This is a genomic window from Paraburkholderia dipogonis (genome assembly GCF_046027395.1).
GTDB lineage: Bacteria > Pseudomonadota > Gammaproteobacteria > Burkholderiales > Burkholderiaceae > Paraburkholderia > Paraburkholderia dipogonis_A.
This window is the reverse complement of the sequence record NZ_JAQQEG010000028.1, coordinates 74,405-87,251: the sequence shown is the minus strand read 5'-3', so window position 1 is coordinate 87,251 and position 12,847 is coordinate 74,405. Positions and strand designations below refer to the sequence as shown.

The 12,847-nt window shown below is 61.8% G+C and carries 10 protein-coding genes; 4 read left to right on the top strand and 6 right to left on the bottom strand.

The features are described from left to right. Positions 1-36: 36 nt before the first annotated feature. The 6 genes from PQR32_RS26920 to PQR32_RS26895 form a co-directional block, all read right to left on the bottom strand. The gene (locus PQR32_RS26920; protein WP_408234009.1) at positions 37-315 is read right to left on the bottom strand and encodes a type II toxin-antitoxin system RelE/ParE family toxin; all 279 of its coding nucleotides are present in this window, start codon (positions 313-315) and stop codon (positions 37-39) included. Positions 316-569: 254 nt separating this feature from the next. Then, on the bottom strand, positions 570-797 hold the full coding sequence (locus PQR32_RS26915) for a hypothetical protein (RefSeq protein ID WP_408234006.1): 228 nt from the start codon (positions 795-797) through the stop codon (positions 570-572). A gap of 30 nt (positions 798-827) precedes the next feature. Beyond that, entirely contained in the window at positions 828-3,212 is a 2,385-nt protein-coding gene (locus PQR32_RS26910) for a DUF6531 domain-containing protein (protein WP_408234003.1), read from the bottom strand. A gap of 583 nt (positions 3,213-3,795) precedes the next feature. Continuing rightward, positions 3,796-4,062, bottom strand: a complete 267-nt coding sequence (locus tag PQR32_RS26905; protein WP_408234000.1) for a hypothetical protein — start codon at positions 4,060-4,062, stop codon at positions 3,796-3,798. Then, positions 3,995-5,215 (bottom strand): tyrosine-type recombinase/integrase, encoded by a 1,221-nt coding sequence (locus PQR32_RS26900; RefSeq protein WP_408233997.1) that lies wholly within the window; start codon positions 5,213-5,215, stop codon positions 3,995-3,997. Before PQR32_RS26900 ends, PQR32_RS26905 begins: the two co-directional genes overlap by 68 nt. A gap of 121 nt (positions 5,216-5,336) precedes the next feature. Continuing rightward, a complete protein-coding gene (locus PQR32_RS26895) occupies positions 5,337-5,513 on the bottom strand; it encodes a nitrilase-related carbon-nitrogen hydrolase (RefSeq protein WP_408233994.1) in 177 nt (58 codons plus the stop codon). Positions 5,514-5,731: 218 nt separating this feature from the next. Between PQR32_RS26895 and PQR32_RS26890 the strand changes: the two genes are divergently transcribed. The 4 genes from PQR32_RS26890 to PQR32_RS26875 all read left to right on the top strand — a co-directional run bounded on the left by PQR32_RS26890 (position 5,732) and on the right by PQR32_RS26875 (position 12,706). Next, positions 5,732-8,374: a ligase-associated DNA damage response DEXH box helicase gene (locus PQR32_RS26890; protein WP_408233991.1), complete on the top strand. Its 2,643-nt coding sequence runs from the start codon at positions 5,732-5,734 to the stop codon at positions 8,372-8,374. Further along, positions 8,371-9,030, top strand: coding sequence for a ligase-associated DNA damage response endonuclease PdeM (gene pdeM / locus PQR32_RS26885; RefSeq protein ID WP_408233988.1), 660 nt, complete (start codon positions 8,371-8,373; stop codon positions 9,028-9,030). Before PQR32_RS26890 ends, pdeM begins: the two co-directional genes overlap by 4 nt. A gap of 205 nt (positions 9,031-9,235) precedes the next feature. Next, the gene (locus tag PQR32_RS26880; RefSeq protein WP_408233985.1) at positions 9,236-10,717 is read left to right on the top strand and encodes a hypothetical protein; all 1,482 of its coding nucleotides are present in this window, start codon (positions 9,236-9,238) and stop codon (positions 10,715-10,717) included. A gap of 1,227 nt (positions 10,718-11,944) precedes the next feature. Beyond that, positions 11,945-12,706, top strand: coding sequence for a 3-oxoacyl-ACP reductase (locus PQR32_RS26875; RefSeq protein ID WP_408233982.1), 762 nt, complete (start codon positions 11,945-11,947; stop codon positions 12,704-12,706). Positions 12,707-12,847 lie beyond the last annotated feature (141 nt).

The window sequence follows — 12,847 nt, the reverse complement described above, 5'->3', positions numbered from 1 at the left end:
AAACGCCGTGCACCAGCGTTGAAATATGGAAACTGCCTAACGGTAGTCTTCGTAGTCGACAAGGATTGCGTCCTCGCCGTCAAACTCGAATGTCAGTCTCCAGTTGCCGTTGACCCGAACGGACCAGCACGCCTTCCGCCTGCCCTCCAGTTCGTGCAACCCCCAGCCGGGCTGGTTCATATCGTCTGGCGATTTTGCCCTGTTCAGAGCGGTCAGCAGACGACCCAGTTTGGACGCGTGCGCCGCCTGAATGCCGGCCTTGGAGCCAGTCGAGAAGAAACGCTCCACACCCTTGTGTCTGAAAGATTTGATCATTTTTCATAGCTTTGCGTCGCGGAAGCCCGATGCGACGAATCCAACCCCGATCTGAGCAACAGTATAAACTGTAAATTAACACTTTACAAGTTAGCCTGCGCCTTGCAAGTGAGATCAAACACCTTGCATGGCTAGCGGAAGTCCGGCGAGCAAGGCCCGCGCGCCGGACGATAGTTAAGGCCGCATTTGTGTCATTTTCATACAAGGTTGCGAGAGTATTGCCCCTCGCAAACCCTAGAACGGCCAGCGTTACCTCAGTCGAGAGTTTCCCCCTCCGGTATCAGTTCTGGATGCTGCCTGCAAATCGGCACAATTGCTTTCTCAAACAATGTGTAAATGACGTCGGCCATGCCACGACGGAAGGTGGAAAAAACTTCCGGCGAGCAATTCGCTTGCACAACTTTGATTGCATCGTTGACAGACTTATTTGCGTCATACAGTAATGCAATCACTTCGGTGGCAGTTTCCTTATTTTCGATCATCCCTAGGCTCCTTAGTCATTAAGTCGGATGTCAAATGCGGGGACATCCATGCAGTTCAGCGCAATCGTTCACGCAGTTCCAGTATCTAAATCCGACGTCTACGCCTGTTGGTAACACAGCATCGCATTTTTCACGACACGCCGTTCTCACCTGCGCGCAATCTCCCGTGTCATTACATTTGATGAACCCTGCTGAATCAACTGTACTGCTTGCAAACAGCTTTGCGTAAAGTGCGTTCCGCTGCGACAGGTTGGGGGTCAAAACAGGAAACGGCAACTGGTTCTGCGCCGCGACCTGGATCTCAACCGGATTATCAGCAACCGGTTTTCCGGTCTGTGCATTGATATAGAGGCCATGGAGGAACAGGGACCACGCCGGGCGAGCCTGGATATAACCACATCCAGTACACAGGGTGCTGATGCTCGCAGGCGCATCCGACGCCGGCGATCTTACCCAGCCAAGAAGGCCGGCCGGAGGTCCGACAGGATCGAGACCCGCCTGATAGTTATCGAGCCACTTGTCCGTGTCATCACTACTGATGGCCGCCGCTGAGCCGCCATTTGTCGCGACAGTTGCGTTGCGAGACACCAGCTTTCCGTCGGCCGAATATCCGTAATCTACGGTTAGCAGACGGCGCGCTCGACCCGTTACAGGTCTCGCCTGTTCGTCGTACGTGAAGCGGGTGACTCGTCCTTTGGAGCCGTACGCGATACGGGCCTCACGATAATTGCCGGTCTGCCAGGTGACGCGGTGCGCTGCGTCCCTGTCCTGATCGCCAAAGAGCCACTGAGAGACCAAATTCTGCGCGGTGTTCAGATTCCCTGTGTAATCGTAGACGTAGACCCAGTCAGCGGTCTTGACGTTGTTAACATAGGTGATCGCCTCGACCAGCCGGTTGAACTGGTCATATCGCGCACCGACGGTCCGCTGTTGCTGCCCGTTCCAGGTCGCATTGAAACCCGCCTCGCCAGTCGGATCGTTTGTGATGCGCTCGCTATAGCCCGTGACGTTTCCGTTGCCATCGTAGACGAACGACATCAACTTTCCCGGCATGGCGACAGACGCCGGATGAAGGCTCGTTGCATCGGCGTACTGCACGGAAGTAACCGAGACGCCAGACGAGGCCCGCACCGTTGCCTTTACTGGACGACCAGTACCATCGTATGCATAGACAGCGTTACGTGCGGCCGCGTTAGTGCCCAGCAGAGCACCCGACGCGTCCCAGGTAAATCCATTTGATATGGCGCCACTGCTGCCCGTTGGGACAACCGTGTTTCCTATCGTCGAGAAAGAAAGCGTTCTTGCGCCATTGCTATCCGTGACAGCGGTCGTTCCCGATCCATACACAAACTGCACGTTCTTTGTTGTGTCGGGATGACTGACGGCAGTTGCCCGGCCCTGTGTGTCGTAGGTCCACGTCGCGATGCGCGAGCCGGTTTCGTCAATGATGCCCGTCAGCGCGCGCTTCGAATAGGCGTCGGCGTACGCATACTGGCGTACATTCCCGTCCGGCCATATGACGGACGTCAGATTGCCCCAGAGACCGTACTTATACTGTGTGATGCCACCCGTCGGATCAGTCAGTCGAGCGAGGCGGCCGCTCTGATCATATTCAAGCCGGAGCGTAAGATCGTAGGCAGCCTTGGTTCCGGGGCCATGCTGGGTGATCGTGACAAGGCGGCCCGATCCATCGTAGCTCAGTGTCCGGACGAACCCGGTCTTGGTCGTCTCCGACAACAGGACACCCTGCGCAGAATAGGTTTCGACGGCCTCGGTCACAAGATCCGTAAGCAACCAGCCAACGCCATTCCGGGCAAGGGTCAGGCCGCTGAAGACCGCGGTTCGCCACGTGCCGTTTGCCAGGGTAAAAGTTAACGGTTCACCGTTTGCGCGGTATGCATTGACCTTTACTGCATTGTCCCCCGTACCGACGATATCCAGCTTGCGTTGCCAGTTATGAACCCAGTTTGAGCCCATCGCCGGGGTGTTTAACGGGTAGGGTACGGAGCGGTAAGTGCGCGTGAATGTGACGGGGATTTCATCGCCGCTGACAAAGTCATTTTCGGTTGTCGTGACGACACCGCTAGCTGCAAATACAGGGTCGCTGACCGGACAGGTGACGTCGGACGGAGTACCGCCCGTCGCCCCGGCACAGTAGTCCGGTATCCAAGTTCCGCAGTTATAGTAATTCAGATAGTTGAAGGGATCATCTGGACCATCGTTCCCTGGCATAGTACCGCCCGTCTGTACCGCGCACTCCGGTGTCCCCGGGACTCCCAATGACTTCCGGAAGAGGTGCATACATTGGTCTTCTGTTGCTGCATTGCTGTAAGCAACAGACATGAGCAAGCCAGTTGCGACAATCAGGCGGCCGATCCCGCCCGGAAATCCACCTAAGACTTTCCACGCTTTCATTTTTCTCCTTTAATTTTTTCGTTTAGCCGACGCGCCCAGCAACTCTTGATGAGATTGCAATGCCTCCTATCCGACAATTCCTAAAATTGTGGCCTCCTTGCGTCCAGCTAAATCGCTCCATCAGCACTGACATAGCGCGCAGGAAATCGATGACGCACCTGTCAGGCATCACCGACGCGCGACGTGGGAAACTGCAAGCGGGAACGGCCGCAGGGTGTCGGCGAGCGCGAGAGAAATACTTGAGGAAATGGCCGGTGGCCGGAGCCCGGGCGTGGGGCCGTCGTCGGAAAAAAGACGGGGTGCCGTGAAGGCCAACCCAAAGGAAGTGCGACCACAGGGAAGGGATCGCCTCCAGATAGTAGTGCGAAGGTCTGCCCCGATAAACAGATGCGCGCTGCATCATCAAGTCACTTGTCACACTGCCCCCTACCGCCAGTAGCGGTCTGTTCAGGACAGGCTCCGCGATCTGTTAGCCCTGCACGCCCGCACGTACACCGATTGCCACGAGAGCGTCCGCGCGTTGGCGATAGGGCTGTGCCTACCGGCTCCCTCGGGTGCCGGAAAATCACAGGGTGTGATTTTTTCAGCGCTTTCGTCCCGTCTCGTACCACCGCACACCCGGCTCTTCATCCTTAGCCGGGTCAAGCGCGCGCCGCGCTTCATCGCGCGCATTCCCCTTGCCGAGTTCGGCCCAGCGCTGCAGGCTGCGGTGAATCTCCAGAACCTGCAGGGCGGTCGCCCGGTTCGCCCGTGCGGCCTCGATGGCCGCACTGCGCGTCGAGTCATACGGCGCGGTGGCTGCAATGCGAGCAAGCACGTCCGCCTGCTCGCGTAGCGTCATCCTGTACATGGTTCTCTCCTTCAGACTCTGTTCGGAGTTGTCCTTGCGCAGCGATGGCTCCCTGGAGGGTTGCGGTCGTTACCGGGCCGCCCGCGTCCTTTGTATTTGGCAACAGATATCCCGTATGCCCCGTCAGTTCGTGCAGTTCACGCAGCAGCCGTAACCCGAACGGCGACAGATGGATGGAGAAGCCCTTGCGGTTTTTCGACTGCGACGGCGGGATAAGCCACGTGGTCTTCTCGAAACTGACGTGCGCCCACTGCGCCGCGCAGATTTCGTTGACGCGCACGAGAGTCGCCAGCGTGATCCAGACGGCGAGTTCCTGCTCGCGGCGGATCGGTCTGGCAAATCCACGGCGGGGACCGGAACGAAAATCCCAGGCGTTGCGGATCAGTTGGAAACGGTTGCGTAGTTCTATGATCTCGTCGTCTTCCAGCACGCGGTCACACCAACTCTGGTAGTCAACGGGCATCATCCGCACGATATCAATCTCCTCGACAGGATTCATGTCAAGCAGCAACCTCCACGGCTTGCGCCTGCCCGCCCAGTTGAACATCGCATAGGAGTACATGTGAAGCGCCTTGCCGGTAGCAATTTTTCCTGCACCAATAAGTGCGCGGACGGCCCTGCGGATATGTTCAGGCCGAACATCACACACGCGCACATTGCCGGCAAGTGGCAGCAGGTGCAGCTCGAAAAAACGGCGGACTGTGCGCGCGCCCTTCGGCGTGTTATCCGCCATCGCTTCGGGATGCCACGCCTCGAACAGGGCCTGCACGGTCAGTTGGGATTCCGCGTTCTGGCACTCACGCTCGGACAACTCCTTCTGCTGCTGTACAACCTGAGCCTGCTCAACCCTGATCCTGTCCGTGACCAGCCTGCGCTGGCCCGCCGGATCGCCGCCGCGATGCACGCGCAGTTTCGTCTCATCGAGTTGCAGCCGGATGGCGGCGAGCGTGTCGCGCGGCCACGCGCCGAGCGGCATTTCACGGGAGTCGCCGTTGAAGCGGTAGCGATAACGGAAGTGGACGCTGATCCCTTTCTTTCCGGCATGTACCTTGCCGGACAGGCCGGTGCCGTCGTTCAGGATGTCGCCGTGATTGGCGGCACTGAGCTTTAGCAATGTACCCTCGCTAATCGATTGAGAGTCTTTTTTCCCCACGATATTCCCCACAAAACACCTGCGGCGTCCTAATTCTACGGACAACCGGAGGCCGTGTGCCAACAACTAGGTTGTTGAATTTAAACGGAATAGATGTTTATAGGGCTTGTGCGTTGCGGGATCAGTTGCTCCCAGCTTTCTCGGGAAAAACCACCAGTTTTGCGCCGGCGTCGGCGGCAAGAGCGGTCAATTCGACCGTTCTGGCGATGTTGGCCGCGACGTCGCCGGACACTGGTTGAGCTTGCGCAGCCGCGATTCGCAATGAAGTTTGCGGCAGCAATGCTTGTGCGTGATTCAACGCGCACTCCGTGATGAATGAAACGTTGCGACGCCCCCGCGCACTTTTTACCTTGGGCGGAGGCACGCGAAGCCTCGGCATTTAAACACGAGCGGCGCGCCGCGCGTAAGTGCGAAGATGCGTGGTGAACCACCTATGCGGTTTAGCGGTCCACATAGAAGATCCCCTCCTTCGAGTTGTTCGCCGACACGCGAATCCGATGCTAAAGAGCGCCTTCGATGACCGAGCCGGCTGATTCCGACGAGAACACAGTCCCAGCGCCTTCTGCGCTTACAGAGCGGCGCCGCGCGCCCCGGCCGCGCCGGATTCCGCGCAGCCGCGAGCAGCAGGCGCGGCTCGACGCGCGTGAGCCGGCGTTCGAGCCACTGCCTTTTTCCATCGACGAAACCGCTGCGCAACGCCCCTTTGCCGCGAAACTCGCCGAGTGGTTCGACGCGCGCCGTTGGCAGCCATTCGAATTTCAACGCGAGGTCTGGCAGGAAATTGGCCGTGGCGCGAGCGGTTTGCTGCACGCGACGACCGGCGCGGGTAAAACATGGGCGGTCTGGTTCGGCGCACTGGCCGCCTTCGCCGCCATGCCAACCACGCGAAAACGTGCGCCCCGCACACAGCCGGAGCCACTTACCGTGCTATGGATCACGCCGATGCGCGCGCTCGCCGCGGACACCGCTCGCGCGTTGCAAAGTTCGGCCGCGGAACTCGCCGTGCCGTGGAGCGTCGGGTTACGCACCGGCGATACGTCGTCGGCCGAGCGAGCGCGGCAGAACCGGCGCATGCCGTCGGCGCTGGTCACGACGCCGGAAAGTCTCTCGCTTATTCTCACTCGCCCGGATGCGCGCGATGTGCTCGCGCACGTGCGGTTGGTGATCGTCGACGAATGGCATGAACTGCTCGGCAACAAGCGTGGCACGCAGACGCAACTCGCGCTCGCGCGACTCGCGCATTGGCGGCCTGAATTACAGGTATGGGGCTTGTCGGCGACGCTCGGCAATCTGTCCTTCGCCGCCGATGTCTTGCTCGCGCCCGTGAAGACGCCACGCGTGAGCGTGCATGGCGCGCTGCCGAAAGCGTTGATCGTCGATACGGTGATTCCCGAGACCATCGAGCGGTTTCCGTGGGGTGGCCATGTGGGCATGCGCCAGGTCGGCGCCGTGGCCGAGGCGATCGGCGAGGCCCAGACCTCGCTCGTGTTTACCAATACACGCTCGCAATGCGAGGTCTGGTATCAGGCGCTGCTCGAAGCGCGGCCCGAATGGGCGGGTCTGATCGCGCTGCATCACGGCTCGCTCGATCAGGAAGTGCGCGAATGGGTCGAGCGTGGCCTCAAGAGCGGCTTGTTGAAAGTGGTTGTGTGCACATCGAGCCTCGATCTGGGCGTCGATTTTCTGCCGGTGGAGCGCGTGTTTCAGATCGGCTCGCCCAAGGGCGTCGCGCGCTTGATGCAGCGCGCGGGCCGTTCGGGTCACGCGCCGGGGCGGCCGTCACGTGTCACGATCGTGCCGACGCATGCGCTTGAACTGGTCGAAGCCGCCGCCGCGCGCGAGGCCGTAGAGAAGCGTCAGATAGAAGGCCGCGAAACGCCTGAGAAACCATTCGACGTGCTGGTACAGCATCTCGTCACCGTGGCGATCGGCGGTGGTTTCGACGCGCGCGAACTATACGGCGAAATTCGCAGCACCTATGCCTACCGGCAACTGACGCAGGCGGAGTTCGACTGGGCGCTCGGCTTCGTCGAAGGCGGCGGCACGGCGTTGCGCGCCTATCCTGACTACCATCGCGTGGTACGCGAAAGTGACGGCCTGTACCGCGTGCCGCGCGAGGATCTGGTGCGAAGGCATCGTAACAACATCGGCACGATCGTCGCGAACGGCACGTTGAATGTCGCTTATCTCTCGGGCGGACGGATCGGCGCGATCGAGGAATCGTTTATTTCACGGCTGAAACCGGGCGATATTTTTACTTTCGGCGGACGTGCACTCGAATTGATCCGCGTGCAGGATATGACCGCGTGGGTACGGCGCGCGACGTCATCCCGCGGAGCCATGCCGCAATGGGCGGGCAGCCGCATGCCGCTTTCCTCCGAACTCGCCGACGCCACGCTGACGATGCTCGCACGCGCCGCCGGCGGCATCTATGACGAACCCGAAATGCGCGCCGTGCGGCCGCTGCTCGAATTACAGCAGAAGTGGTCGGCCTTGCCTGAGCCGGGCGTGCTGGTGGTGGAGTTGGTGAAATCGCGCGAAGGACACCATTTCTTTTGCTATCCGTTTGCCGGGCGCACGGCGCATATCGGTTTGGGCGCATTGCTCGCATGGCGCGTCGCACGCGAAAAACCCGGCACCTTTTCTATTTCGATGAACGACTACGGCTTCGAGCTGTTGTCCGCGCAACCATTCGATTGGGCGGCGCAACTCGAAAGCGGTTTGCTCTCGCCTAAAGAACTGGATCACGACATTCTCGCCAGTCTCAATTCTTCGGAACTCTCGATGCGGCGCTTTCGCGAGATTGCACGCGTATCCGGGCTGGTGTTCCAGGGGCATCCAGGGCAGCAGAAAAGCGCGCGGCAATTGCAGGCGTCGAGTGGCCTCTTCTACGAGATCTTTCGCAATCACGATCGCGGCAATCTGTTGCTCAACCAGGCCGACGACGAAGTGCTGCTGCAGGAACTCGACGCCCGCCGCATTCGCATTGCGCTCGAACGCATGAACACGAGCCGTGTGGTCGTCACATGGCCGAAAAAGCCGACGCCGTTTGCGTTTCCGCTGATCGTCGGACGCCTGCGGGAGAAGGTCAGCACGGAGAAGCTCGCGGATCGCGTCGAGCGGATGCTGGCCGATCTCGAGAAGGCGGCCCGCACATGAAGCCGGCTTCGTTGCCGGTGGAGATCGCCGGGCACCCTCTTGTGCTGTCGAGCTTGCGCGCGATGTTCGATCCGGCGCTGCGCTGTCTGTTCGTCGCCGATGCGCATTTCGGCAAGGACGCGGTGTTTCGCGCACGCGGCATTCCCGTGCCGATCGGTTCTACCGCCGACAATCTGATGCGCCTGGATATTTTGATCGCCGAGTTCGAACCGGCCGTGCTGGTGTTTCTCGGCGACCTGCTGCATGCGCGCGAGGCGCATGTCAGCGAGACACTCGACGCACTGCATGTCTGGCGCGCGCGGCATGCGGGGCTGCGGGTTGTGCTGGTCGAGGGCAATCACGACCGGCATGCGGGCGCGCTGCCGGCGACGCTCGATGTCGAGTATGTGCAGGAACCTTGGCGTGTGGGGCCGTGGGCGTTGTGCCATCACCCGCAGAGCGTGGAAGGTGCGTATGCGCTCGCGGGGCATGTGCATCCGGTGTATCGGATTGCGACGCGCAACGATTCGGTACGGGTTCCGTGTTTCCGGTTCGGGACGGCGTGTGGTGTGTTGCCTGCGTTCGGGAGTTTTACTGGAGGCGCGCGCGAGGATAGTCGCGTGGCCGGGGAGAAGCTTTTTCTGGTGGTGCAGGAGAGGGTGATTGAAGTGGTGTGATGCGGGATTTCGTTATGGTTTTTTTGAGCGGACGGCTCGCGGAGGTTGAGGGTGGGAGCGAGCGTACGGGGGTCGTTCGCTCGCTCCGTTTGGCATCGGTAGGGAGGCCGGTCTCCCGGCCTCCGTGCGATGAAGGAGCGTCGCTCCCGCTCCGTTAGTGGTTGCCGCCGCCGTGGCCTCCGCCGCCGCCGCCGTAGCCGCCACCGTGGCCACCAAAGCCGCCACCGAAGCCGCCGCCGTGGCCCGAGCCGAAGCCGCCGCCGAAGCCGCCGCCGTGGCCTTGGCCTCCGTTGCCTGCGCCTGGGCCGTTTCCGCCATGGCCACCGTTGCCGTGGCCGCCTGCGCCTGGACCGTTTCCGCCGTTGCCGGGACCGCCTGCGCCATTGCCCGGGCCGCCTGCGCCGGGACCGCCATTACCAGCGCCGCCTCCGCCAGGACCGCTTCCGCCCTTGCCGCCGTTGCCGGGACCGCCATTGCCGGAGCCACCATTACCCGGGCCGCCTGCGCCAGGGCCGCCGTTGCCCGGGCCACCTGCGCCAGGACCGCTTCCGCCCTTGCCGCCCTTGCCGCCGTTGCCGGAGCCGCCGTTGCCCGGGCCGCCTGCGCCAGGACCGCCATTGCCAGGGCCACCCGCGCCGGGACCGCCATTGCCAGCACCGCCGCCAGGACCGCTTCCGCCCTTGCCGCCGTTGCCACCGTTGCCGGAGCCGCCATTGCCCGGGCCGCCTGCGCCGGGACCGCCATTGCCCGAACCACCCGCGCCAGGGCCGCCATTGCCCGAGCCGCCTGCGCCTGCGCCGGGGCCGCTTCCGCCTTTGCCGCCGTCGCCGTGACCACCGTCTCCGTGACCACCATTGCCGGGACCGCCTGCGCCAGGACCGTTTCCGCCATTGCCACCATCGCCGTGGCCGCCTTCTCCATGGCCACCATTGCCAGAGCCGCCTTCTCCATGGCCACCACTGCCAGAGCCGCCTGCGCCAGGACCATTTCCGCCCTTGCCACCATCGCCGTGGCCGCCGTCGCCATGACCGCTGTCACCGTGACCGCTAGCGCCGTGACCGCCGTCGCCCTTGCCACCATCGCCATGGCCGCCGTCGCCATGACCGCCGTCGCCGTGACCGCCGTCACCATGGCCGCCGTCGCCGTGACCGCCATCGCCATGACCACCGTCGCCGTGGCCGCCGTCGCCGTGACCACCGTCACCATGGCCACCGTCACCGTGACCGCCTTCGCCATGACCGCCGTCGCCGTGACCGCCATCGCCATGACCGCCTTCACCGTGGCCACCATCGCCGTGGCCGCCGTCGCCGTGACCACCGTCACCATGGCCACCGTCACCGTGACCGCCTTCGCCGTGACCGCCATCGCCATGACCACCATCACCATGGCCACCGTCGCCGTGACCACCGTCGCCGTGACCGTGACCACCATCGCCACCGTCGCCGTGACCGCCGTCACCGTGGCCGCCATCGCCGTGACCACCATCGCCATGATGACCACCGTCCCCATGACCACCGTCCCCATGACCGCCGTCGCCATGATGACCACCATCCCCATGACCATGGTGGCCATGATGACCGCCATCGCCGTGACCATGATGGCCATGATGACCATGCCCATGGCCGCCGTCGCCACCGTCACCGCCATCCCCGCCGGTGCCACCACCATCACCGCCATCACCCCCTGAGCCGGTCCCGCCGCTACCCGTTCCGCCGCTGCCACTACCCGTACTCCCGGAACCCAGTCCCGACGAGCCCGAACCAGCCCCGCCATTCCCGCCGCTATTGCCCGCGGTCGTCGACCCTGACGACGAAGTCCCGTTGCCGCCGCTGCCCGCAGCCGATACCGCCCCACCCGCAGCGGCGATTCCACTTCCACCAGGCATCACGAGGCTACTGATTTGCCGCTTGCAGCCAAGCGAGTCCAGACAATCGGCCGGTAGCGCTTGCGCCAACATCATCTTGTCCGAACTGACCGACGGCGCGGCCGACGCTGCCGGATTCGTTTGCGCACCCGCCATCGCCGCATACAGACTCACAGCAACTGCGAATACCGCCCGGCGCGTCCCCAGCGCCAGCGCGTCCCCGTTTTGCTTTTTCATTTCATTCTCCTAACTATATGCTTTGAGTGACCGGCCCTGGTAACAAGTGAATCTCTGTTCACTGTTAAAAATGAAACCTCAACGCCCAGTCGTCTTTGCCTCGCGTCACGCTAAAACCGCATGACGTTCGGCTTCTCTCGCGCGGAAAACCCCGGTCCGATTCAACGTGATTCGAAGAGAAGACAACTGGCTGTGCGCGAGCCTGTTTTTGAAAACGGCACAGCTGGGCCTGATGGACGTTGAAGTTATGCGCAGTGCCATTCAGTGACCGTGCGCTACCCCACGCAGTGCGATATCGCGGCGTTTTTTACGATTAATTGCGAAGCGGAACCGTCAAGGATCGTCAATTGCCCGCTTCATAAAGCGGCGAAAATTTCCGCCTTTAGATATGTACTCCAAACTATTATTTTTTTACATTTTCCTTGATCGGCTTGATCAGATGAATCAAGCCGATACGCTCGAATACTTCAAATACGTGTGTATCCGAACACAAAAGAGAAATTGCCCATGCACGAGTGAGGGCAATCACACAGACGGCGCAACTCGGACTATTTACTCTGCGCCATAATCACCTCCGTACTTCAGCAAGACGCAAAGACGGCAAGTGACTAAAAGCATGCCACCATCGGATCGGCTATCCCTCCTCGCCATAGAGAACTTGCGGCTCGCGCCGCATTCCAACTGTCGCGCGACCCCACCGCCACTTCCTTTTTGAATTCGTTTGCGATCTATGCGCCATCGCACGGACCAAGCGCGAATTCTGAATCGGGCGACAATACGAGCATCGCAATTCCATCGACAACAGGAGAACAGATGCTTCTATCCGAACAATGGGTGCTGGTCACAGGCGGCGCTCGCGGACTCGGCGCGGCGATTACGCGCGCGCTGGTGCGCGAAGGCGCGAGCGTGGTCGTGAACTACCGCAACAGCGAATCCCCGGCGCTCGCACTGAAAGACGAATTTGGCGATCGTGTGCTACCGCTTCGGGCGGACGTCACCGACGCGGCCGCCGTCACGCGCCTGTTTGAAAAAGCACAAACACAAACCGGACAACCCATCGTGTCGGTAGTGAACAACGCGCTGGCCGACTTCCAGTTCGACGGCGACGCTCGCCCGAAAATCGACTCCATCGACTGGGCGCGTTTCCAGCAGCAACTCGACGGCTCGCTCAAAGGCGCGCTCAACACGATTCAGGCGGCCGTCGCCGGCATGCGTTCGCAAGGGTTCGGCCGCATCGTCAACGTCGGCACCAATCTGTTCCAGAATCCCGTAGTTCCGTATCACGATTACACGGCGGCCAAAGCGGCGCTGTTGTCGCTCACGCGCACGGCCGCACACGATCTCGGCCCGGACGGCATCACAGTGAACATGGTGTCGGGCGGACTGCTGCGCACCACCGACGCGAGCGCGGCCACGCCGGAATTCGTCTTCGACCTGATCGCGAGCTCCACGCCGGTGCGCCGCGTCACGACACCGGAAGAATTCGCCGACGCCGTCCTGTTCTTCCTGTCGCCGTGGTCACGCGCGGTGACCGGCCAGAACCTGATCGTCGACGGCGGCCTCGTGAAGGGCTGAGCGGTTCGCTCACCACTCGCGCGCCTCCCGCGCGCGCGCCAAACCGGGAAGTGTCGCTGTGCGCCCACCACGCCGCGGCACAACCAACACTTCCCGTCAGTATCTTTTTCCGAAGTATTTCCACCATCCGCGGCGCCGGGA

What these genes read in the sequence shown, in the direction of transcription:
- PQR32_RS26920 (WP_408234009.1), bottom strand. Translation starts at nt 315, where the DNA reads ATGATCAAATCTTTCAGACACAAGGGTGTGGAGCGTTTCTTCTCGACT.
- PQR32_RS26915 (WP_408234006.1), bottom strand. Translation starts at nt 797, where the DNA reads ATGATCGAAAATAAGGAAACTGCCACCGAAGTGATTGCATTACTGTAT.
- PQR32_RS26910 (WP_408234003.1), bottom strand. Translation starts at nt 3,212, where the DNA reads ATGAAAGCGTGGAAAGTCTTAGGTGGATTTCCGGGCGGGATCGGCCGC.
- PQR32_RS26905 (WP_408234000.1), bottom strand. Translation starts at nt 4,062, where the DNA reads ATGTACAGGATGACGCTACGCGAGCAGGCGGACGTGCTTGCTCGCATT.
- PQR32_RS26890 (WP_408233991.1), top strand. Translation starts at nt 5,732, where the DNA reads ATGACCGAGCCGGCTGATTCCGACGAGAACACAGTCCCAGCGCCTTCT.
- pdeM (WP_408233988.1), top strand. Translation starts at nt 8,371, where the DNA reads ATGAAGCCGGCTTCGTTGCCGGTGGAGATCGCCGGGCACCCTCTTGTG.
- PQR32_RS26875 (WP_408233982.1), top strand. Translation starts at nt 11,945, where the DNA reads ATGCTTCTATCCGAACAATGGGTGCTGGTCACAGGCGGCGCTCGCGGA.